Annotated in this window: 15 protein-coding genes; 11 read left to right on the top strand and 4 right to left on the bottom strand. The window is 73.1% G+C overall.

The genetic code is table 11. The features are described from left to right. Positions 1 to 104: 104 nt before the first annotated feature. Positions 105 to 542 carry a DoxX family protein gene (locus tag ACFYNO_RS17905; protein WP_388012434.1) on the bottom strand — a complete coding sequence of 146 codons (438 nt, stop codon included), beginning with the start codon at positions 540 to 542 and terminating at the stop codon, positions 105 to 107. A gap of 311 nt (positions 543 to 853) precedes the next feature. On the opposite strand from ACFYNO_RS17905, the gene ACFYNO_RS17900 reads away from it, so the two are divergent. The 3 genes from ACFYNO_RS17900 to ACFYNO_RS17890 all read left to right on the top strand — a co-directional run bounded on the left by ACFYNO_RS17900 (position 854) and on the right by ACFYNO_RS17890 (position 6253). Continuing rightward, a complete protein-coding gene (locus ACFYNO_RS17900; RefSeq protein WP_388012431.1) occupies positions 854 to 1939 on the top strand; it encodes a LacI family DNA-binding transcriptional regulator in 1086 nt (361 codons plus the stop codon). A gap of 116 nt (positions 1940 to 2055) precedes the next feature. Next, positions 2056 to 3105 carry a substrate-binding domain-containing protein gene (locus ACFYNO_RS17895; RefSeq protein ID WP_388012428.1) on the top strand — a complete coding sequence of 350 codons (1050 nt, stop codon included), beginning with the start codon at positions 2056 to 2058 and terminating at the stop codon, positions 3103 to 3105. Positions 3106 to 3313: 208 nt separating this feature from the next. After that, entirely contained in the window at positions 3314 to 6253 is a 2940-nt protein-coding gene (locus ACFYNO_RS17890; protein WP_388012425.1) for a polysaccharide lyase family 8 super-sandwich domain-containing protein, read from the top strand. 49 nt (positions 6254 to 6302) lie between these two features. Here the strand turns inward: ACFYNO_RS17890 and ACFYNO_RS17885 are convergent, their stop codons facing one another. Further along, positions 6303 to 8111 (bottom strand): alkaline phosphatase family protein, encoded by a 1809-nt coding sequence (locus ACFYNO_RS17885; RefSeq protein WP_388012422.1) that lies wholly within the window; start codon positions 8109 to 8111, stop codon positions 6303 to 6305. A gap of 425 nt (positions 8112 to 8536) precedes the next feature. Here ACFYNO_RS17885 and ACFYNO_RS17880 point away from each other — a divergent pair, with 425 nt between their 5' ends. The 5 genes from ACFYNO_RS17880 (at position 8537) to ACFYNO_RS17860 (ending at position 13946) form a co-directional block, all read left to right on the top strand. Beyond that, complete coding sequence (locus tag ACFYNO_RS17880) at positions 8537 to 9877, top strand: ABC transporter substrate-binding protein (protein ID WP_388012419.1); 1341 nt, start codon at positions 8537 to 8539, stop codon at positions 9875 to 9877. A gap of 95 nt (positions 9878 to 9972) precedes the next feature. Continuing rightward, complete coding sequence (locus tag ACFYNO_RS17875; protein WP_388012590.1) at positions 9973 to 10839, top strand: carbohydrate ABC transporter permease; 867 nt, start codon at positions 9973 to 9975, stop codon at positions 10837 to 10839. Then, on the top strand, positions 10836 to 11753 hold the full coding sequence (locus ACFYNO_RS17870; protein ID WP_388012416.1) for a carbohydrate ABC transporter permease: 918 nt from the start codon (positions 10836 to 10838) through the stop codon (positions 11751 to 11753). Before ACFYNO_RS17875 ends, ACFYNO_RS17870 begins: the two co-directional genes overlap by 4 nt. A gap of 95 nt (positions 11754 to 11848) precedes the next feature. After that, on the top strand, positions 11849 to 12829 hold the full coding sequence (locus ACFYNO_RS17865) for a hydroxyacid dehydrogenase (protein WP_388012587.1): 981 nt from the start codon (positions 11849 to 11851) through the stop codon (positions 12827 to 12829). Between the two features lie 85 nt (positions 12830 to 12914). Continuing rightward, positions 12915 to 13946, top strand: coding sequence for a glycerate kinase (locus tag ACFYNO_RS17860; RefSeq protein WP_388012413.1), 1032 nt, complete (start codon positions 12915 to 12917; stop codon positions 13944 to 13946). 10 nt (positions 13947 to 13956) lie between these two features. Here ACFYNO_RS17860 and ACFYNO_RS17855 read toward each other — a convergent pair whose 3' ends face one another. Both ACFYNO_RS17855 and ACFYNO_RS17850 read right to left on the bottom strand, forming a co-directional pair. Beyond that, complete coding sequence (locus tag ACFYNO_RS17855; RefSeq protein ID WP_388012410.1) at positions 13957 to 16803, bottom strand: AAA family ATPase; 2847 nt, start codon at positions 16801 to 16803, stop codon at positions 13957 to 13959. 184 nt (positions 16804 to 16987) lie between these two features. Continuing rightward, complete coding sequence (locus ACFYNO_RS17850; protein WP_388012407.1) at positions 16988 to 19462, bottom strand: ricin-type beta-trefoil lectin domain protein; 2475 nt, start codon at positions 19460 to 19462, stop codon at positions 16988 to 16990. Positions 19463 to 19895: 433 nt separating this feature from the next. On the opposite strand from ACFYNO_RS17850, the gene ACFYNO_RS17845 reads away from it, so the two are divergent. From ACFYNO_RS17845 to ACFYNO_RS17835, 3 genes are all read left to right on the top strand, one after another. Further along, entirely contained in the window at positions 19896 to 20999 is a 1104-nt protein-coding gene (locus ACFYNO_RS17845) for a sugar ABC transporter substrate-binding protein (protein ID WP_388012404.1), read from the top strand. A 71-nt stretch (positions 21000 to 21070) separates the two neighbouring features. Then, positions 21071 to 21847, top strand: coding sequence for an ATP-binding cassette domain-containing protein (locus tag ACFYNO_RS17840; protein WP_388012401.1), 777 nt, complete (start codon positions 21071 to 21073; stop codon positions 21845 to 21847). Next, entirely contained in the window at positions 21844 to 23178 is a 1335-nt protein-coding gene (locus ACFYNO_RS17835) for a sugar ABC transporter permease (protein ID WP_388012398.1), read from the top strand. The genes ACFYNO_RS17840 and ACFYNO_RS17835 overlap by 4 nt, the downstream gene beginning before the upstream one ends. Positions 23179 to 23180 lie beyond the last annotated feature (2 nt).

Here is a 23180-nt window from a genome sequence, read left to right as displayed (position 1 = left end):
CTAGTGCCGCTGCCCCGGCGACGAGTCGTCAGGGCAGCAGTGGCGGGGGCTGATCCGGCCCGGCCAGGGGCGGGGCCGGGCCGGGTCAGCCCGGCATCGACGGCTCAGGCGGAGAGCGCCGCCGGGCTGGAGCCGCGCCGCCAGACCAGAGCGCCGAGCGCCAGCCCGCCCGGTCCGGCGGCGGCGATCAGCAGGAAGGCGAAGCAGAACATGACGGACGGCTCGCCGCCGTTCTGGATCGGCCAGAGCGCGTGCTCCTGGTGCACGCTGAAGTAGGCGTACGCCATCGAGCCCGAGCAGAGCAGCGCCGCCGGGCGGGCCGCCAGCCCGAGCAGCACCAGCACACCGCCGACCAACTGGATCGCGGCGGCCCACCAGCCGGGCCACTGCCCGAACCCGGGGGCCTTGCCGTGCGAACCGCCGAGCACGCCGAACAGGGTCGCGGCGCCGTGGCAGGCGAAGAGCAGCGCGACGACGATCCGGAACAGTCCGAGCACGGCGGGGCGGGCGCGCTCCTGGAGCAGCGCGAGGTCTGTGAACACGTGAACCCCTCGTGTGGGGACGAGAGACCTTGGGGAACCCGAGTGCAGGGAGTCTTCGGGTGACGGGCGGGGAAGGCGCCCATCCGTTTGACGCGATGTGGTCAATCCTGACGCCGCATCAGCGCGCCCCGCCAGGGCGGAAAGCTCTGAGGTTCCTCTGAGTCCACGCACCCGTCCACCAGGTGGACACCGCCGGGAGGAGTGCACCCGCTGCACCCACCCCGAGCCGCCCACCCCGGGCCTCCCGCCCCGCGCACCACGCCCCGCGCACCCCGCCGGCCGCCCGACCGCTTTCCGATAAGTTGATCGCCATGGCACCAGACCCCGCCCCCCGCAAGCCCTCCGACCGCTCCACCGGCGCCGTGACGCTGCAGCAGGTCGCGACCCGCGCGGGCGTGTCGATCGCGACGGCCTCCCGCGCCCTGCACGGCGGGCACGGCCGGGTGGTCAACGAGGAGCTGCGCAGCCGGGTGCTGGCCGCCGCCGCGGAGCTGAGCTACGTCTCCAACGCCCCCGCCCAGGCGCTCGCCCGGTCCCGCACCTCGGTGGTGGGGCTGCTGGTCCACGACGTGGCGGACCCGTACTTCGGCGCCATCGCCACCGGTGTGATGCGGGCGGCCGCCGAGTTCGACCTGATGGTGATGCTGGCCGCCTCGTTCCGCGAGCCGCAGCTGGAGCTGGACTACCTGGTGCGGCTGCGCACCCAGCGGGCCCGGGCGATCGTGCTGGCCGGCAGCGGTTTCACCGACCAGGCGTTCACGGCCCGGCTGGGCGAGAGCCTGGCGGGGTTCGCCGAGGACGGCGGGCGGGTGGTCTGCGTGGGCGACCACGGGGTGGACACCGACACGGTCAACCTGGACAACCGGGACGGCGCCGAGCAGGCCGTGGCCCACCTCTGGGCGCTGGGCCACCGGCGGATCGGGGTGATCGCCGGGCCGCTCGGCCTGGTCACCGTGCGCGACCGGCTCGACGGGGTGCGGCGCGCGCTGCAGCGGCGCGGCGCGGAGCTGCCGGCGGACTGCCTGGTGGAGGCCGACTTCACCCGGGCCGGCGGCCACGCGGCCGCCCTCGCGCTGTTCGCCCGCCGCCCCGACCTCACCGCCGTGTTCGCGCTCAACGACGGCATGGCGGCCGGCGCGCTGGCCGCGCTGCAGGAGGGCCTGGGCCGGTCGGTGCCGGGCGAGGTGTCGGTGGTCGGCTTCGACGACCTGCCCTACTCGGCCGATCTGCACCCGAGCCTGACCACCGTCCGCCTGCCGCTGCGCCGGGCCGGGCAGCGCGCGCTGGAGCTGATCGTCGACGAGCGCCCGCAGCGCGGCGCCCGCCGCATCGTCGAGCTGGAGGCGGACCTCACCGTCCGGGCCAGCACCGGCCCGGCGCCGGCCCACAGCGGCTGAGCCCCCCGCGCCGGCTGGGCCCCTGAACAGGGGGTCGATCAATCAGTGATCGAATGATATAAATCGATACGGTGCGTTGTTCACGCCACCGGGATGACCCAGAGGGGTGGATCACCATGACCATCACGGCCGATCAGCGCCGGGCGCGGATCCTGGACGTGGTCCGGGAGCTGGGCACGGTGCGCGTGGTGGACCTCGCCGAGCACATCGGCCTGGCCGCGGTCACGGTGCGCCGGGACGTCGCCGCGCTGGCCGACAGCGGGCTGCTGCACCGCACCCACGGCGCCGTCTCGCTGCCCGTGTCGGACGCCGAGCCGGGCCTGCCCCAGGGGCTGACCGTGGGCATGCTGGTGCCGGCCGTCGGCTCCTACTTCGACGAGATCATCGACGGCGCCCGCGCCGCCGTCACCGCGGCCGGGGCGCGCCTGGTGCTGGGCATCGCCCCGTACGAGTCGGGCGACGACCAGGCGCAGGTCGAGCAGTTGCTGGCCGCGGAGGTGGACGGCCTGCTGGTCAGCCCCAACTGGCACCCGGACCGGCCGGCCGAGCGCAGCGCCTGGCTGCGCGAGCTGGAGCTGCCGGTGGTGCTGGTGGAGCGGCGGGCGCCGGCCGAGAGCGCCTGCGCGGAGCTGGACGCGGTCGGCTCCGACCACCACCACGGCGTGCTGCTGGCGCTGCGCCACCTCGCGGCGCTGGGCCACGACTCGGTGCTGCTGGCCGCCCGGCACGACACCTGGACGGCGTTCCAGGTGCGCACCGGCTACGCGGAGGGGACCGGGCTGCTGGGCCTGGAGCCGCAGCCGGTGATCGACATCCGCAGCCCGGGCGGCGATCCGGGGGTGCTCGCCGAGCAGATCGCGGCCGGTGTGGCCCGCGGGATCCGGGCGGTGCTGATCCACAACGACCAGGAGGCCATCCGGCTCACCCCGCTGCTGCGCAGCCGCGGCCTGCGGATCCCGCAGGACGTGGCGCTGGTCTCCTACGACGACGTGTTCGCCGCCCTCGCCGCGCCGCCGCTGACCGCGGTCGCGCCGCCCAAGCGCGCGGTCGGCACCGCCGCGGTGGAGCTGCTGCTGCGCCGGATCGGCGGATCCGCGCTGCCGGTCCAGCACGTCCAGCTGCTGCCCGAGCTGAAGGTCCGCACCTCCTGCGGCGGGGCCGCCTGACCCTCGTCGGGCCGGCCCGCCCCGGGCTCCCGCACGTCCTCCACCACCGATCATTCGATCGCTCCTGCGGCGCGTCGCCGACCGTATGACCATTCCCGACCATTCTGAGCAGAATCCGTTGACGGTGATCGCAGTGACCGCCTACGGTCATGCCAGCTCAGCCGGGGGGTTCCGTCTGGTTCGGGGTCTCGTCAAGGAGGACGCCCTCATGAACACGCATGCCGCGCCCGCTTCCGGCGGCAGACCGGCCGCGCTCAGCCGCCGCCGTCTGCTCCAGCTCGGCGCCGCCGCCACCGCGCTGGCCGCCGGTTCCCAACTGCTCCACCCCTCCCCCGCCTGGGCGGACGGCTTCGACTCGATGCGGACCACCTGGGTCCAGCTGCTCACCGGCAGCGGCTTCGACGCGACCGCCGATCCGTACAGAACGGCGCTGGCCACCCTGGGCAGCAGCGCGAGCTCCGCGCAGAGCTCGATGGCGCCGACCACCGGCTCGCTCTGGCCCGATCTCCCGATCGGCACCGTCTCGGCGAACGTCACCAGCAGCTACTCCCGGCTGCGGACCATGGCGCTGGCCTACGTGCAGCCCGGCACCGGCCTGACCGGCAGCGGCGCCCTGGCCACCGCGATCGCCACCGGCCTGGACTGGCTCTGCGCCAATGCGTACGCCGTGACCACCACCACCTACAACAACTGGTGGGACTGGCAGATCGGCGCCCCGCAGCGCCTGCTGGACACCTGCGCCCTGGTCTACCCGCAGCTGACCACCACGCAGATCGCCTCCTACTGCGCGGCGGTCGACCACTTCGTCCCGGCCTCGCTGGTCTCCTCGTACACCGGCACCAGCACCGGCGCCAACCGCCTCGACCTGTGCCAGGTGCTCGCCCTGCGCGGCGTGCTCGGCAAGAGCGCCTCCTCGCTCACCACCGCGCAGCAGGCGCTCTCCCCGGTCTTCCTGGACGTACTGACCGGCGACGGCCTCTACGCCGACGGCAGCTTCATCCAGCACACCTACTTCCCGTACCAGGGCGGCTACGGCGAGGTGCTGCTCGGCGACCTGAGCAAGCTGCTCGCGCTCCTGGCCGGCACCAGCTGGGCGGTCACCGACCCCAACGTGCAGAACGTCTACACCGCGGTGACCGACAACTTCGCACCGTTCCTCTACAACGGCCTGATGATGGACGGCGAGTCCGGACGCGGCATCAGCCGCGGGGTGCAGACCAGCGACCCGCTGGGCGTCCTCCAGTCCGACCACACCCGCGGCCACACGGTCCTCGGCCACATCCTCCGGCTGGCGACCGTAGGCGGCGCCTCCGCCGCCCAGTCGGCCGCCTGGAAGTCCCTGGTCAAGGGCTCGATCCAGCGCGACTACTACCTGCCGTACCTGTCCGACCAGAAGGTCGACATCCCCGAGCTCGCCCGGGCCCAGGCGCTGCTCGACGACGCCACCGTGCAGCCCGCCCCGGAGGCCACCGGCAGCCGGATCTTCTCGATGGACCGCGCGGTGCACCGCCGCCCCGGCTGGGCGGCCCAGCTGAGCACCTGCTCCGCCCGCACCGCCTTCTACGAGACCGGCAACGGCGAGAACCTGCACGGCTGGCACACCAACAGCGGAATGCTCTACTGGTACGGCGACAGCTACGGCGACGGCCAGTACGCGGACGACTTCTGGCCGACCGTCGACCCGTACCAGCTGCCCGGCACCACCGTCTCCACCCTCCCGCTGGCCGACGCCGCCGGCGGTGCCTGGGGCGCCACCCGCCCCACCGCCACCTGGGCCGGCGGCGCCACCGACGGCACCTACGCGGTGGCCGGCCAGGACGTCCAGGGCCTGCTGTCCACCCTGACCGGCAAGAAGTCCTGGTTCTTCCTGGACGACTCGGTCTACTGCCTGGGCGCGGGCATCAGCTGCACGGACAGCCACGGCGTGCAGACCACCGTCGACAACCGCAACCTCGGCACCGGGAACAGCCAGGTCTTCACCGTCGACGGCACCGTCCAGCCGACCACGCTCGGCGGGACCTTCACCGGCAGCCGGTACATGGCGATCAGCGGCATGGGCGCCTGGGTCTTCCCGGGCGGCGCGACCGTCAACGCCAAGCGGGTCGCGAGCACCGCCGCCTGGTCGGGCATCAACACCGGCGCCTCCACCGCCCCGGTGACCCGCAACTACATCTCGATGTGGTTCGACCACGGCACCGACCCGGTCGACGCGACCTACGAGTACCAGCTGATGCCCGGCGCCACCGCCGCCACCGCCGCCGCCCGCGCCGCCGCCCCCAACGTGACGGTGCTCGCCAACACCGCCGCCGCGCAGGCGATCAGCTGCCCCTCGCTCAACCTCACCATGGCGAACTTCTTCGCCGCCGGCACCGCCGGACCGATCACCGCCTCCGGCCCCTGCTCGGTGCTGCTCACCGAGACGGGCGGCACCATGAACGTGGTGATCAGCGACCCGACCCGGCAGGGCAGCACCGTGCAGGTCACCCTCGCCCGCACCGGCTACGCCTCGGCCACCGCGGCCTCCGGCGTCACCCTGCTCTCCGCCTCGGGGCAGGTGGTGCTGCTCGCCGAGACCGGCGGCACCCACGGCGCCGGCCGGACCATCACCCTCTCCACCGCCGGCACCGCCCCGGCCCCGGCCACCGCCGTCCAGCTCGCCGCCACCGCCTCGACCTACGTCCGCAACGGCTCCTACGCCAACACCAACTACGGCAACACCGCGACCATGACGGTCAAGAACGACAACAGGACCGGCAGCGGCTACGCCCGCGAGTCGCTGCTGGCCTTCGACCTCTCCGGGGTCGGCGGCACCGTCTCCCGCGCCGTGCTCTGGGTCTACGGCACCGTCGCCGACTCCGGCGGCACCCAGACCACCCTCCAGGCCTTCGCCGTCGCCGCCGGCTGGTCCGAGTCGGCGGTCACCTGGAACAGCGCGCCCGCCCTCGGCACCGCCCTGGGCACCGGCACCGCCTACAACGCGGCCGACTGGATCGCGCTCGACGTGACCGGCGCCGTCGCCGCCGCCCAGGCCGCCGGCACCGTCGCCCTGGCGGTCTTCGAACCGCTCGGCGCGGCCGGGCTGGCGGTCAACCTCAACACCCGGCTGAACACCGCCAACCCGCCGCGCCTCGAGGTGGTCACCCGCTGAGGGTCCGGCCACCGGGTCCCGCCCCGGGCGGGGCGGGACCCGCCGGCCGTCAGCCCACGGTCAGGGTGACCGGGCCGGCCAGCACCGAGTAGCCGTCGTCGGCCAGGTAGTAGACGTCGTACCGGCCCGGCCCGTTGAGCTTGCCGGTGGAGAGGGTCACCGCGCCGCTCTGGTTCGGGGTGTACGCCCAGGCCGGCGAGGACTTGGAGCCCGGGGTCACGCCGGCCGGGTAGATGCCCACCCAGTTCTTCGCGCTGACCCGGGAGGTGTCCGGCAGGGCGTAGCGGAAGGTGGCGCTGCCGCCGTTGCTCACCGCGGTCAGGTCGGCGGTGAGGGTCGGGCCGGTGGCCGTCGCCGGGGCGAAGGCGGCGTTGAGCGGGGTGGCGTAGGTGTCGTTGGCGGTCAGGCCGGGCAGGCCGAGGGCGTCCTCGATGGTGCGGCCGATGCTGTAGTGGTCGTAGTGCGCCGGGCTGCTGGTGCCGGCCGGCACGGTGCCCTGCGAGCCGACCACCACGGTGGCGACGTGGTCGTAGCCCTCGCTCTCGCTCTCGTCCCAGGTGAGCACGAGCAGCGAGCGCTGCTGGGTCCAGGCCGGGGAGGAGAGCACCGGCGCCAGGGTCTGCTTCAGCCAGCCGTCCTGCACCTGGAGGCTGGTGGCGCTGCCGTTGCCGGAGGCCTCGCCGTCGTAGTAGTCGTCGGCGGCGATCCAGGAGAAGTTCGGCGTGGTGGCGGCCGACCGGAGGTCGGTGGTGAGCTGCGTGGTGTCGAACAGGTGCGCGGCGCAGCGGGCCGGGTTGCCGCTGACGTCGGTGTAGTTGATGAACGGCGCGTCGTCGGGCTGGTACTTGGCGTCGTACTGGGTGGTGGTGTTGCAGGGGGTGCCCATGCCCTGCTCGTAGGCCTTCCAGGTCTTGCCGGCCGCCTCGACGGTGTCGCCGAGGTTGCGCTGCGGGGAGTTGATGTTGGGCCAGTAGGTGGCGCCGGTGGTGTAGGTGTCGCCGCCGGCGACGGCGAGGTAGTTCTCGTCGCTCGGGTGGTAGACGCCGTGGGCGTCGGTGAGGGTGGCGCCTTGGCCCATCAGGCTGTGGATGAACGGGGTGTCCGCCGGGTCGTTCATGATCTGGGAGTAGTCGGTGTTCTCCATCATCACGGTGAACACGTGGTCGTAGCCCGGCACCTGGGAGGCGGGCGGGGCGAGCGGCGCGGGCGGGGCGACCGGGGTGTCCAGGGTGAGCGAGAGGTTGTCCAGGTAGCCGGCCTCGTGCGCGGTGGAGAGGAACTGGACCTCGACCTGGATGGTGCGGGTGCCGGCCGGGACGGCGCCGGTGGTGCTGCGGGACAGGAACTCGCTGGACAGGCCCCGGTCGGTGGCGGAGACGGTCGGCAGCTTGGCGGCGGAGCCGAGCGGGGCGCCGCCCGCGCCCTGGAAGTGCAGGCTGACGGCGGCGTAGCCGCTGTAGGCGCCCCAGCCGCCGAGCCAGCCGGCCAGGTCGTAGTGCACGCCGCCGCCGTCGATGGCCGTGGCGGCGGAGGAGACGTCGACGGTCTGGCTCATCGCGCCGTCGCCGAAGTTGCCGGGGCCGAAGAAGGCCTTGCCGGGCGCCTTGCCGTCGTTCGGCAGGCCGAGCGAGCCGGCGCTCTGGCACATGGTGTCGATGCCGCCGGCCTGGACGGTCCAGCCGGGCACGGTGGTTGCCGCGCTCCAGTCGGCGGTGCAGGTGCCCCCGCTCTCCGCGTCGCCGTTGACGATGAGGTTGCCGCTGGTCGTGGCCGCCTGGGCGGGGGCGGTGACGACCAGCGCGCCGGCGAGCGGGAGGGCGGCGATGAGACCGCCGAGGGTGCTGCGACGCAGTCGCATGGGGTGTACCTCGTCCCGTTGGTGAGGGTGGTGGCGGCAGTTGGTCCGCCACTGGCGGGACAGAAGTACCGGTCGGCGCTGTCCGATGGAAGAACAACCGTCGAACTTGGCCAGACAAGTTTGCGCAAGCACCCGAAGGCCGCACGCGAAGGCGCTCCACTCCGGAAACACATCGACCGATCGACCGGATCGCCGATCAAATGATCAGCCTGGGGGCCCGCCATCTCGGATCGACCAGGGAAAATCAGCCCAGAAGCCACCGGTCGGCCGATCTTTATCGGATCGTGTTGGATCACTTGATCGGAAAGTCTTGACTCCGATCGAACCCGCTCGCCAAGATGAGCCGACCTCCTCGCCGGGTCCCGCTGCCTCGACGAAGCAGGCCATCAGGCGTACCGCCCCCACCCCCCTCCAGGAGCCGAGCCATGACCACCACCCCCCGCCGCAGAGTCCGCCGCCTCGCCGCCGGTGCCTCCGCCGCCACGCTCTCGATCACGCTGCTCGCCGCCTGCGGCAGCAGCGGCGGCAGCGCCTCGGACGGTGCGAACAGCGGCCCGGTCTCCCTCACCTTCTGGGGCTGGGCCAAGGGCACCCAGGACGTGGTCAACGCGTTCAACGCCTCGCACAAGGACGTCCAGGTGGCCTTCCAGCAGATCCCGTCCGGCGTGGCCGGCGGGTACGCGAAGATCTCGGACGCCACCAAGGCCGGCAACGCGCCCGACCTGTTCAACGTCGAGTACGCGGCGCTGCCCGACTTCGTCAGCCAGGGCGCCGTCCAGGACATCACCAAGCTGGTCCCGGCCGACCTCAAGGCGAAGTACCTGCCGCAGATCATGCAGCTCAACACCCTGGCCGGCAGCGTCTGGGGCCTGCCGCTGGACGCGGCCCCGCAGGCGCTCTTCTACCGCACCGACCTGTTCGCCCAGGCCGGCATCACCGCCCCGCCGAAGACCTGGGACGAGTACCGCGCCGACGCCCAGAAGCTCAAGGCCGCCGAGCCGAACAGCCGGATCGGCACCTTCTTCCCGGACGACCCGAGCACCTTCGAGGCGCTGGCCTGGCAGAACGGCGCGCAGTGGTTCGCCAGCTCCGCCGACACCTGGAAGGTCGACATCGCCAGCAGCGCCACCAAGCAGGTGACCGACTACTGGCAGCAGCTGGTCAGCGACGACCTGGTCCGGGTGCAGCCCTCGTTCAGCCAGCAGTGGACCGCCTCGCTGCAGAAGGGCGAGACCGCCGCCTACCTCGGCGCCGCCTGGGGCGGCGGGGTGCTGCAGAGCACCCTGAACAGCACGCCCGGCGCGGCCGGCAAGTGGGCGGTCGCCCCGATCCCGAGCTGGGACGGGCAGCCGGCCAGCGGCCAGCTCGGCGGCACCACCTTCGCGGTCTCCAAGAACAGCAAGAAGGCCAAGGCCGCGCTGGAGTTCGCCGCCTGGGCCACCACCACCCCCGAGGGCATCCAGGCCCGGATCGCCTCCGGCTCCTCCTCGCTCTTCCCGGCCGACCCGGAGCTGGTCCCGTCCGCCAAGGCGGCCTTCAAGACCGACTTCTACGGCGGCCAGGACATCTACTCGGTCTTCGTCGACGCCGCCAAGAGCATGAAGCAGGGCTGGCAGTGGGGCCCGGCGATCAGCGTCACCAACAGCACCATGAAGGACGCCTTCGGCAAGGTGGCCAACGGCGGCACCCTCCAGTCGGGCGTGGACGCCGCCCAGCAGGGCACCGTCTCCGAGCTGAAGAACCGCGGGCTCAAGGTCGGCCAGTGACAGCGAACCGATCCGCGGCCGTCCAGGGCGCTCGCACCACCGGCCCCTCCGGCGCCGCCGCCGTCCGGCGGCGCGGGAGGTACGGGGCACCGGCCCTGCTGCTCGCCCCCTTCTTCGTGCTCTTCACGGCGGCCATGCTGGTGCCGATCGGCTACGCGGCCTACCTGAGCCTGTTCACCGAGCACCGCTCCGGGCTGGGCTTCGGCGGCAGCGAGACGGTCTTCACCGGCCTCGGCAACTACACCCGGGCGCTCGGCGATGCCGCCTACCGCCAGGGCTACGTGGCGATCGCCCAGTACTGCCTGCTCTACATCCCGGTGATGCTCGGCCTCTCGCTGCTGGTCGCCCTGCTGCTGGACTCGGCCCTGGCCCGCGCCAAGCGCTTCTTCCAGCTGGCGCTCTTCCTGCCGCACGCCGTGCCGGGGATCATCGCCGCGCTGGTCTGGACGTACCTCTACACCCCGGGCATCAGCCCCGTGCTCAGCACCCTGGGCTCGGCCGGCCTCCACCTGGACGTGCTGGGCCACCCGCTGCCCGCCGTGGTCAACATGGCGCTCTGGGAGTGGACCGGCTACAACATGGTGATCTTCTACGCCGCGCTGCAGGCCATTCCGCGCGAGGTCACCGAGGCCGCCCTGGTGGACGGCGCCGGCCAGCTGCGCACCGCGCTGAGCATCAAGGTCCCGCTGATCCGCGCCTCGATCACCATGGTCGGGATGTTCACCGTGATCGGCTCGCTGCAGCTCTTCACCGAGCCGATGATCCTGCACGGCGCCGCGCCGGCCGTGGTCACCTCGTGGACCCCCAACATGTACGCCTACGCGGCGGCCTTCGACCACAACGACTACGGACTGGCCGCCGCCTCCTCGGTGCTGCTGGCTCTGGCGGCCGCCGCACTCTCCTTCTTCGTCACCCGGGTCACCCGCGCCCGGTCCGACCGCCGAGCGGAGGCCCGGGCATGACCGAGCTCGCCACCCCCACCCAGGCCGCCGACCGGCCCCGCCGCCCGGCCGCTCCCGCGCCCGGCCGGGCCGCGCGCCGCCCCTGGCCGCTCTCCAGGGCGGCCGTCAACGGCGCGCTGCTACTGGCCGCCGTCTACACCCTGCTGCCGCTGGCCTGGCTGCTCACCGCGGCGGCCAAGAACACCCCGGACCTGCTCGGCGGCAACGGCCTCGGGCTGTCCAACTTCCATCTCGGCGACAACCTCCACCAGTTGGCCACCACCGACGGCGGGATCTACTTCCACTGGTACCTCAACTCGCTGCTCTACGCCGGGGTCGGCGCCGCGCTCTGTGCGTTCGTCTGCGTCTGCGCCGGGTACGCCTTCGAGGTGTACGCGTTCCGCGGCAAGGAGGCGCTGTTCGGCCTGGTGCTGCTCGGCGTGCTGGTCCCGACCACGGCGCTGGCGCTGCCGATGTACCTGCTGGCCTCCAAGGTCGGCCTGGTCAACACCTTCTGGGCGGTCTTCATCCCCAGCCTGGTCAACCCGTTCGGGGTGTACCTGGCCCGGGTGTTCTGCGCCGGGTACGTGCCCGGCGAGGTGCTGGAGGCGGCCCGGATGGACGGCGCCGGCGAGCTGCGGACCTTCTGGTCGATCGGACTGAGGATGGTGATGCCCGGGTTCGTCACCGTCTTCCTCTTCCAGTTCACCGCGATCTGGAACAACTTCTTCCTGCCCCTGGTGATGCTCTCCGACAGCAAGCTGTTCCCGGTCAGCCTCGGGCTCTACTCCTGGAACAGCCAGACCCACTCCGAACCGACCTACTACCCGCTGGTGGTGACCGGCTCGCTGCTGGCGGTGGTCCCGCTGGTGGTCGCCTTCGTCGCCCTGCAGCGGCACTGGAAGGCCGGACTGACCGCGGGGAGCGTCAAGTGACGCACCGTCAGAGCGCCATCGAGAACCGACCGGAGAACCGAGTGCACGACCAACCGCACGAGCCCGCCGCGCGCCGCCCGCGCGCCCTGCTCGCGATGCACCAGGACCTCGCGGCCCAGCTGATCGACCCGGAGACCATGGAGCGGCTGGTCCGGCTCGCGGAGCTCGACCCCGAGCTGATCGTGGAGGACTTCGGCACGCCGGAGGCCGCGGCCGCGCTGGCCGAGACCGAGGTGATCGTCAGCAGCTGGGGCTGCCCGCCGATCGACCGGGCGGTGCTCGACGCGGCGCCGCGGCTGCGCGCCGTGCTGCACGCGGCGGGCTCGGTCAAGCACCACATCACCGAGGCCTGCTGGGAGCGCGGCATCCAGGTGACCTCGGCCGCCCGGGCCAACGCCCTGCCGGTCGCCGAGTACACCGTGCTGGCGATCCTGGCCGGCAACAAGCAGGTGCTGCGGATCAGCGCCGACTACCGGGCCCGGCGGGACCGCTTCGACTGGCGGGCCGAGTACGGGCGGATCGGCAACTACCGCCGCACCATCGGCATCGTCGGCGCCTCCCGGATCGGGCGGCGGGTGATCGAGCTGCTCCGCCCGTACGACTTCGACCTGGTGCTGCACGACCCGTACCTGACCCCGGAGGGCGCCGCGGAGCTGGGCGCCCGGCTGCTGCCGCTGGACGAACTCTGCGCGCTGAGCGACGTGGTGAGCGTGCACGCGCCCCAACTGCCGGAGACCGAGCACCTGATCGACCGGCGGCGGCTCGCGCTGATGCACGACGGCGCCACCCTGGTGAACACCGCGCGCGGCTCGCTGGTCGACCAGGACGCGCTCACCGCGGAGCTGGTGGCGGGGCGGCTCAACGCCGTGCTGGACGTCACCGTGCCCGAGGTGCTGCCGGCCGACTCCCCGCTCTACGACCTGCCGAACGTGCTGCTCACCCCGCACATCGCCGGCTCGCTGGGCAACGAACTGCACCGGATGGGCGCCGCGGCGGCCGACGAGCTGGCCCGCTACACCGCCGGCCTGCCGTTCCGCGACCCGGTGCTGCCGCAGGACATCCAGCGCATCGCCTGACGTCCCCGGGGCCCCTGTTCCGCAGGGGCCCGGAAGCACTTGGAAAGCGCTTACCACCACCCCGAGGCGAGGGAGGCCCCCGGCCATGAGGATCGTCGTCGCCCCCGGCGCCTTCCACGGCGCGGTCACGGCCACCCGGGCCGCCCGGGCCCTCGAATCCGGCTGGCGCACCGTCAGGAGCCGCGACAGCCTGACGCTGCGTCCGATGGCCGACGGCGGCGCGGGCACCCTCGCCTCCGTCGTCTCCGCCCACCCGGGGGCCACGGTGCGAACGGTGCGCGGCTGCACCGGCCCTGACGGGCAGCCGGCGGTGGGGCGCTACGCCCTGCTGGCGGACCGCACGGCGGTGGTCGAACTCGCCACCGCCGGCGGCCTGCCGCTGCCGGCCCGCCCCGCCCCGCTCACCGCCTCCACCCGGGGCACCGGCGAGACCATCGCCGCCGCGCTGGACGCCGGCGCCACCCGGCTGGTCCTCGCGCTCGGCGACTCGGCCGCCACCGACGGCGGCACCGGCCTGCTCTCCGCCCTCGGCCTGCGCCTGCTCGACCGCGAGGGGCACCCGCTACCCGACGGCGGCGGCGCGCTCGCCCGGGCGCATCGGGTCGACATCACCCGGATGCGCTCCGCGCCACCCGGCGGCGTGCGGCTGCTCACCGACGCGGCGGGCCCGCTGCTCGGCCCCGAGGGGGCCGCCGCCGCGCAGGCGCCGGGCAAGGGGGCGGACGCCGAGCAGGTCGAGCGCCTGGAGCAGGGCCTGACCCGGCTCAGCGAGCTCTTCGGCGACCGCCCGGACCGCCCCGGCGCGGGCGCGGCGGGCGGCACCGCCTACGGCCTCTCCGCCGCCTGGGGCGCCACCGTGACCCCGGGCACCGCCGCCGTGGCCGACCTGCTCCGGCTGGACCGGGTGCTGACCCACGCCGACCTGGTGATCACCGGCGAGGCCCCCGGATCGCACGGCCGGGCCGTCGGCGAGGTGGCCGCCCGCGCCGAGCGGGCCGGCGTGCCCGTCCGGGTGGTGAGCGGCGGGTTCCGGCCGCCGGGCGGCTGGGCCGCCGGTGCGCGGGATCCGGAGCGGTGGCTGCACGAGGCCGGCGCCGCGCTGGCCCGGACCGCCTGAGGCCCCCTCCTCAGTCGCCGTCCGCGGCCCTCAGCGACTTCCGGGAGGTCCCCAGCTTGCGCAGCGCGTTCGCCACGTGCTGCTCGACCGTGCGCGGCGAGAGCACCAGGGCGGCGGCGATCTCGTGGTTGGTGGCGCCCTGCCCGAGCAGCGCCACCACCTCCTGCTCGCGCGGCGAGAGCTGGTCGCCGAAGCCGCGCCGGGCCTGCGGCACCGGCGGGGTGCTGAGCCCGTGCTCGCGCAGCGCCTGCTGGCAGCGCCCGGCGGTGGCGGTGGCGCCGAGCGCGGCGCAGGCGTCCCGGGCGTCGGCGAGGTGCCGGGCGGCCTGCTCCGGGCCGGCGGTGACCAGCGCCAGCCCTTGCTGCTCCCGGGCCTCGGCGGCGTGGTAGGGCCGGCCGATCCGCTGCCAGCCCTCCGCCGCCTCCCCGAACCGCTCGGCGGCGGTCTTCGGATCCGTGCTCAACAGCCCTTCGCAGAAGTGAAGTTCAGCGAACCCGGCGGGCGTGTCGCGCCCCGCCAGCTGCTCCCCCGCCTCGGCCACCAGCTCCTCGGCCCAGGTCCGCCGCCCGTCGCCCAGCGCGGCGGCCACGGCGGCCGGCAGCAGTCCGGTGGCCCGGGCCCAGGCGCCGGTGCGGCGGACCAGCTCGACGGCGGGCGCGGCGATCGCCCAGCCGTCGCCGGGCGCCTCCTGCCGCAGCCGCACCGCCGCCCGCCCGGCCGCGGCCCGCAGCGCCACGCTGACCTCGTAGTTCTTCTCCCCGTAGGCCGCCGCGTTGGTGAACTGCCGCAGCGCCTTGGTGTACTGGCCCCGGACGTAGGCCAGGTGGCCTTGCAGGAAGCGCCGTTCGGCGGTGACCAGGGCGTAGTCGGGGTAGCCGGTGACCAGTTCGGCGATCCGCTCGTCCAGGTCGGCCCACCGCCCGGCCAGCAGGTCCAGCCGCAGCAGGCAGAGCTCGGAGCCGCAGACCATGGCCGGGTTGCCGGCCCGTTCGGCCAGGTGGCGGCTCTGCGCGCTGAGCAGCGCGGCCCGCTCGGGGTGCCCGAGTTCGATGGCGATCTCGCCGACGTTGTAGCGGGCCCGGGCATCCTGCCAGAGCACCTCGATGTCCTCGCTCTGCACGGCGAGGGCGTCGATCATCGGCCAGACGGCCGGGTCGCCGCGGCGGGCCAGCAGGGTGAGCCGGGTGGCGAGCGCGGCGGTCTTGATCACCTCGTCGCTGCTCCGCCGCACCGTCTCCTCGGCCAGCTCCAACCAGCTCTGGGCCCGGCCGGGTTCGGCCTTCTCGTCCATCGCCAGCGAGATCATCGCCCGGGCCGCCCGCTCCGGACGGTCCTTCAGCTCCTCGGCGGCCAGCTCGAGTTCGGCGATGCCGGCCCGGTCGCCGGCGATGTTGACCACCGCCAGGGCCAGCCCCATCCGGATCTCGCCCCGGGTCTCCCTGGGCAGTTGGGGGTCGGCCAGGATGCGGCGCAGCACGGTCTCGTTGGCCGGGTGGTGGTCGGGCCGGCGGACCGTGATGACGGCCAGCGCGAGGGCTGCCCGGGAGCGCAGGTCGGCGGCCAGTCCGGGCTGTTCGAGGATCTGCTGGAGCAGCATGGTGGCGGTGCCGGTGTCGCCGACGGCGGTGGCCTGGTTGGCGGCCTCCTCGGCCCGGCGGAACCAGCTGCGCCGGTCGCCGGCGGCCAGCGTGTGGTGCGCCACCTGGACCAGCGGGACGGGGGTGCGCCGGCTCAACTGCTCGACGGCGGCCCGGTGCAGGGCGGTGCGGCGCGGTCCGGCCAGGCGCTCGTAGGCGACCTGGCGGGCCAGTCCGTGCCGGAAGCCGTACTGTCCCTCGCCCTCCTCCTGGAGCACCGAGGCCCGCAGCGCCTCGGTGAGCCCGTCGGCGCCCTCCTCCCGGGCCAGTCCGGCCACGTCGGCGAGCAGTTCCTCGGTGGCGGGCAGGTCGAGCACGGCCGCGGCGGCGACGATGGCATCGCCGGCGGCGGAGAGCGGGGCGAGCCGTTCGGTGACGGCCTCGCGCAGGCCGCGGGGCACCTCGGCGGAGGCCAGCGCGGTGGCGGAGGGCAGGTGGGTGCGGTCGCCGGCCCGCTCCCGCAGGGTGATCAGGTCCTCCTCGGCGACCAGCGGCAGGCCGTCGCTGCGCTGGTGCAGCACCCGGCAGAGCTCGGGGCTGGCGGCGGTGCCGAGCGCGGAGCCGGCCAGCTCGGCGATCTCGGCCCGGCTGAGCGGGGCGAGCGGCACGGTGGTGCCGCTGGTGCCGGGCGGGTGGCGGTAGGCGGCGCCGAGCGCCGGCGTGTCGGGGGCCAGGTCCTCGGCGCGGTAGGTGAGCAGCAGGCTGAGCTGCCGCGGCATGTCGCGGGCGAGCAGCAGCAGCAGGTCGCGGGTGGCCTCGTCGGCCCAGTGCAGGTCCTCGATCACCAGCACCACGGGTCCGGCGGCGTCCAGCAGGGAGCGGACGGCCTGGACGATCGCCAGCCGGCGGCCGGGTGTGTCGGGGCCGGCGGCCGGGTCGGCCTGGCCGGTGAGCAGCTGGGCCAGCGCGCCGCCCGGCCCGGTGCCCTCGGGCAGCCGGACCACCAGCTTGCGCAGGCTGTCGGCGACCGGTCCGTACGGGGAGGGTTCGCGCAGCGGGTGGCAGTAGCCGGTGACCACGGTCCAGCCGCCCTCGGCCAGGTCGGTGCCGGCCTGGTGGACCAGCCGGGACTTGCCCACCCCGGCCTCGCCCTCGACCAGCACGACCGCCGGCGGGTGCCGCAGCGCGGCGGCCAGCAGGCGCTGTTCGCGCCGGCGGCCGACGAAGGCGAAATGGCCTCCGGGACCACCACCGAGCACCTGGGCCACGAGACCAGCCATCCCTTCCCGGGCCCGCCGGCGCTGCGGCGGGCACTGCCAGTACGGCCGACACCCGGTCCGCCTTGGATACGTATACCCAATCCGGCCGGTTCACGGTGCCGATTCCACGATCATCCGGCATGGCACGGCCCGCGGTGACCCGCGGGCCGTGCCGTGCGATCCGCCAGGAGTCGTCGGACGGCTCCTACGGCAGGGACCACTTCTGGTTGGTGCCTCCGTTGCAGCTCCAGATCTCCAACTGGGTGCCGTCGGTCAGGCTGCCGGCCGGGTCGTCCAGGCAGAGGCCGGACTGGACGCCCTTGAGCGAGCCGTCGGACTGCGGGGCCCACTGCTGGTTGTCGCCGCCGTTGCAGCTCCACAGCTCGACCAGGGTGCCGTTGGTCTTGCCCTGGCCGGTCACGTCCAGGCACTTGCCGGCGTGCTGGAGCTGGCCGTTGACCCAGGTCCAGCTCTGTGCCGGGTCGGTGGTGCCGCAGGTCCAGATCACCGCCTTGGCGCCGTCGGCGGTGGAGTTGTCGCTGTCGTCCAGGCACTTGTTGCCGGTGCCCATGGCGACCGGGCCGGTCTGCGCGCTGCCGCCGGTGCCGGGGGTGAGGGCGAAGTTGTCGAACTGGTCGGTCTGGTAGCCGGTGACGCCGAGGCCGGCCATGCCGTTGGTGTAGGAGGCGTCGGTGGCGCTGCCGACGGTGCTGCCGTCGACCGCGGCGGTCAGGGTGGTGCCCTGCATGGTGAGCGCCAGGGTGTGCCAGGTGTTCAGGCCGGGCGCGGTGGCGAGGGTGCCGGCGGCCAGGGTGGTGAAGTTCCAGCTGGTGTCGCTCTTGACGATGGACCAGGCGCCGGTGTTGCTGAGCCGCAGGTGGTAGGCGTTGAGGCCGTTGTTGTTGCGGCCCTGCTGGTTGACCCGGCCCAGCACCTCGGTGGAGCCGGGCTGTTCGAACATGGTGTCGGCGCTGACCGTGTAGTTGCCCCAGGTCTGGTCGCCCATGAAGCTGTAGGGCGCGTTGTAGGGCTCGTTGGTCCAGCGCAGCGGGGAGGCCGGGGCCATCTGGCGCAGGCAGGTGCCGGTCCGGCCGCCGCCGCAGCCGACGGTCTGGAAGGCGCCGTTCATGTCGGAGAAGTACTTGGGGTTGGTGCTGGCGGCCGCGGTCTCGAAGTTGTCGCTGTAGGGCAGCGCGAGCGGGGCGGCGGCGGGCGGGGTGGCGGTGCCCTTGCCCTGGCCGGTGGTGGTGGTCACGGTGTAGACGTAGCCGGGCTGCAGGGTCAGGCTGTAGCCGCCGTTGCTCGGGGTGATGTCCGCCTGCTTGACGAAGTAGTCGGCGGAGTTGGCCGAGTTGACGTTGGTGGCCCAGACGTGGACGGTGCCGGTGGAGAGGCCGCCGGTGACGTTGAGCGCCACGGTCTGCGCCGCGGTGGCGTCCATGGTCTCCATGACGGTGCTGTAGTCCTTGCCGTTCGGGGACTTCAGCGAGACGTAGCTGCCGTTGGCGCGGTTGCCGCCGAAGTAGCCGGAGGCGGAGTCCAGGTACTGCCAGCCGGGCTGGGTGAACTGGGTGGTCTGGGCGGTGACCCAGGTGGTCTTGCCGATGCTGTAGTTGCCGGACCAGGGCTGGGCGGCCAGCGACATGCCGTCGGTGCTGAACGACATGTTCTGGTAGAGCGCGGCGATGACCGGCCAGTTGATGAAGGAGGTCATCTTGCCGTCCAGGTAGCCGCGGTTGACGGCCCGGGCCACGGCGGCAGCGCCGCCGTTCAGGTCCTCGGAGCCGTTCTCGCTGGCCCAGAGCGGCTTGCCGAGCGCCACCGCGTTGGCGGTGGAGGGGCAGTTGCTGCCGCTGCCCAGGTAGCCGCAGGGGTAGTGCACGCCGACGATGTCGACGGCGTTCTTCAGCGCCGGGTCGGTGGTCATGGCGTCGGCGACGCCCCAGCCGCTGTCGGAGGCGACCACCTTGGTGCTGCCGTGGCCGTTGGCGACCAGCGCGCTCTTCAGCTTCTCGTACCAGCCGGCGTTGAAGTCGCGCTCGTTCCAGCCGCCGAGGTAGTCGACGTTGAGGTTGTGCTGGCCGGCGCAGCCGAACCAGCCCATCAGGTAGTCGATCATGTCCTGCGACCAGAAGTACGGCTTCCCGGGGGACGGGTTGCCGGGGTCGTTGGTGCCGATCCAGCCGGGGGCGCCCCAGGCCAGGCCGTAGATCTTGATGCCGGGGTTGCGGAGCTTGGCCTGGGCGGCCAGCCACCACTCGTAGCCCTGGTTGCAGTCGACCGCGCCCCTGCTGTGCTGGTAGCTGGCCTCGGCGCCGTTGGTGCTGTTGGTGTCGCCGCCGATCTCGATCTTCAGGGTCTGCAGGTCGGCGCCGTAGCCGGGCTTGAAGAGGTAGTCCAGCAGCTGGCTGCGCTGCGGCTCCGGATAGTCGATCAGCAGGCGGGAGTTGCCGCCGCCGCCGCTGATCGCGCCGACGCCGTCGAAGGTGCGGCCGCTGCCGGTGCCGTCGACGGAGATGGTGGTGCTCGCGGCGGGGGCGGCGGGGGCAGCGGGGGCAGCCGCGGCGGGGGCCGTGGCCGGTCCGGCGACCAACGCCGCGGAGGTCAGGAGGGCGGCCGTCAGGCCGACCCTCCCCAGCGTGCGTCCGGCGGATGCCAGGACTCGGAGAGTTCCGCGCATAGGGGATTGCCTCTCGTGTGGCGCCGGACGCGTGGTTCCGCACACCGCGTCCGGCGGCCTGGGTGGGGGTCTGATCGCCACATTCAACAGAACCGAACGAATGCGATCAGGCCCGAACAGTAGGCAGGCCGCCGGAACGGGTCAACACCTAGGGGCGCGCCGAACCGAAAATTACGGATACCTACTCCCGGCACCCGCCGCCCGCCCCTGACGGACCGTCACCCCCGGGGGAGCGTGGCCCGATCGTTACCCCGGCCGACTCGCCACAGGTCTGGCGGGAAGCCCTGCCCCGGCGTATGTTCTGGCACACAACATTCAGCCCGGCCGGTGCTCCGCTCTCCACCCCCGGCCCCGCGCGCGGTTGTTGCCCTCCCCCACCCGTGAACTCCCGTGCGTCCGCGGACCGGCCGCACCGCCAGAAAGGACCCTGCCCATGCGCAAGGGGCTCCTCCTCATCGCCGCCGCCACCGTGGCTTTCACCACCGCCCTCGCCGGCTGCGGCAGTTCGTCCTCCGGCAGCGGCGGCACCAAGGCCGGCTCCGGCGGCAAGAAGCCCAAGGTCGGCGTCATCCTCCCGGACAGCAAGTCCTCCGCCCGCTGGGAGACCGCCGACCGTCCGCTGCTCACCGCCGCCTTCAAGGCGGCCGGCGTGGACTACGACATCCAGAACGCCCAGGGCGACAAGCAGGCCTTCCAGACCATCGCCGACCAGATGATCACCAACGGCGTGAACGTGCTGGTCATCGTCAACCTGGACAGCGGCACCGGCAAGGCCGTGCTGGACAAGGCCAAGTCCCAGGGTGTGGCCACCATCGACTACGACCGGCTCACCCTCGGCGGCTCCGCCCAGTACTACGTCAGCTTCGACAACGCCGGGGTCGGCAAGCTGCAGGGCGAGGGCCTGGGCAAGTGCCTCACCCAGGCGGGCGCCAAGAACCCGGTGGTCGCCGAGCTGAACGGCTCGCCGACCGACAACAACGCCACGCTCTTCGCCCAGGGTTACGACGGGGTGCTCAACCCGCTGTACGCGGCGGGCACTTACGTCAAGGGCCCGAACCAGTCGGTGCCGGACTGGGACAACACCCAGGCCGGGACGATCTTCGAGCAGATGCTCACCAGCCAGCCGAACATCGGCGGCGTGCTGGCCGCCAACGACGGCCTGGGCAACGCGGCCATCGCCGTGCTGCGCAAGAACCACCGCAACGGCCAGGTCCCGGTCACCGGCCAGGACGCCACCGTCCAGGGCCTGCAGAACATCCTCGCCGGCGACCAGTGCATGACGGTCTACAAGCCGATCAAGCAGGAGGCCGAGGCCACCGCCCAGCTCGCGGTCAGCCTGGCCAAGGGCCAGAAGGGCGAGACCACGTCGACCGTCCACGACCCGCAGGGCAACCGCGACGTCCCCTCCGTCCTGCTGCAGCCGCAGGCGATCTACAAGGACAACGTCAAGGACGTCGTCTCCGACGGCTACGTCACCAAGGCCGACCTGTGCACCGCCGACTTCGCCGACCTCTGCACCAAGGCCGGCATCCAGTAGTCCCGACGCCCGCGGGGCCCGGGAGCGGCCCGTGCCCCGCGGCCCCACGACCCACGAGGAGCCGTCTTCCCATGACCGCGACCCCGATCCTGGAACTGCGCGGGATCGACAAGACCTTCGGCCCGGTGCAGGTGCTGCACGACGTGGCCTTCTCCGTCCACGCCGGGGAGGTGACCGCGCTGGTCGGCGACAACGGCGCCGGCAAGTCGACCCTGGTGAAGTGCATCGGCGGCATCCACCCGATCGACGCCGGCGAGTACCTGTTCGACGGCAAGCCGGCCACCGTGCACAGCCCGCGCGACGCGGCCTCCCTCGGCATCGAGATCGTCTACCAGGACCTGGCGCTCTGCGACAACCTCGACATCGTCCAGAACATGTTCCTCGGCCGCGAGAAGCGCAGCGGCCTCGTCCTCGACGACGCCACCATGGAGGAGATGGCCGTCAGCACCCTGGCCGGCCTTTCCGTCCGGACCGTCAAGTCCGTGCGCCAGAAGGTGGCCAGCCTCTCCGGCGGGCAGCGGCAGACCGTGGCCATCGCCAAGGCCGTGCTGTGGAACAGCAGGCTGGTCGTGCTGGACGAGCCCACCGCCGCGCTCGGCGTCGCGCAGACCGCCCAGGTCCTGGAACTCGTCCGGCGGCTGGCCGACAACGGGCTGGCCGTGGTGCTGATCTCGCACAACATGAACGACGTCTTCGCGGTCTCCGACCGGATCGCCGCCCTCTACCTGGGCCGGATGGCCGCCCAGGTCCGCACCTCGGACGTGACGCACGCCCAGGTCGTCGAACTGATCACCTCAGGCCGCAGCGGGGACCTCGGCCTGGCCCACACCACCGGAGCCGCCTCATGAACGCCACCGTCGCCTCCGGAAAGCCCGACAGGCCCGAGAAGCCCGAGAAGCCGGAGAAGCCCGGCGCGGCCGGCCAGCCGGACGGCCCCGCCGCGGCGGCCGCCGCCGGACGGCCCGGCGGTCCGGCAGCACCCGCCCTCGGTACCCTGCTGACCGCCTACGGCGAACGCCTGCGCGGCGGCGAACTCGGCTCCCTGCCAGCCGTGTTGAGCCTACTGGTGCTCAGCGTCTTCTTCACCGCGCTGCGCCCGGTCTTCCTCTCCAACCTCAACTTCGCCAACCTGCTCACCCAGGGCGCGGGCAGCATCGCCATCGCCATGGGCCTGGTCTTCGTGCTGCTGCTCGGCGAGATCGACCTCTCGGCCGGCTACGCCAGCGGGGTGTGCGCCGCCGTGCTGGCGGTGCTGCTGACCAACCACGGCTGGCCGTGGTACGGCGCCGTCGCGGCCGCGCTGGTCACCGGCGTGCTGATCGGCCTGCTGATCGGCTTCCTGGTGGCGAAGGTCCGGATCCCCTCCTTCGTCGTCACCCTCGCCTCCTTCCTGGCCTTCCAGGGCATCGTGCTGATGATCCTCAAGGAGGGCACCAACGTCTCGATCACCGACCCGACCGTGCTGGCGATCGCCAACAACAACCTCTCCCCCGTGCTCGGTTGGGTGCTGCTCGCGGTGTCCGTGGGCGGGTACGCGGCGGTCCAGCTGCGCCGCAACCTGGTCCGCACCCGCCGCGGGCTGCCCGCGACCCCGGCGGCGCTGACCGCCCTGCGGGTCGGCTCACTGGCGGTGCTGGGCGCCGTCGCGGTGGCCCTGCTCAACCAGGAGCGCAGCCGCAACGCCCTGGTCACCTCGCTCAAGGGCGTGCCGATCGTGGTGCCGGTGATCGCGGTCCTGCTGGTGGCCGGCACCTTCGTGCTGCAGCGCACCGGCTTCGGCCTGCACATCTACTCGGTGGGCGGCAACGCCGAGGCCGCCCGGCGCGCCGGCATCAACGTCGCGTTCATCCGGATCTCCGCCTTCGTCATCTGCTCCGCCATGGCAGCGGTCGGCGGCATCATCGCGGCCTCCCGCGGCAACTCGGTCGACCCCAACACCGGTGGCAGCAACGTGCTGCTGCTGGCCGTGGGCAGCGCCGTCATCGGCGGCACCAGCCTCTTCGGCGGCCGGGGCCGGATCGTCGACGCGGTGCTGGGCGGCATGGTGGTCGCGGTGATCCAGAACGGAATGGGGCTGATGGGGTACAGCGCGGGCGTCAAGTACGCTGTCACGGGTTCCGTCCTGCTGCTCGCCGCCGGAGTGGACGCGCTGTCCCGCCGCCGAGCCCCACGACAATGAGG

The organism is Kitasatospora sp. NPDC006697 (genome assembly GCF_042869935.1).
In the GTDB taxonomy this organism is placed as follows: Bacteria; Actinomycetota; Actinomycetes; order Streptomycetales; family Streptomycetaceae; genus Kitasatospora.
Note: the sequence above shows the minus strand (reverse complement) of the source record. Positions and strands in the feature narration are given on the sequence as shown.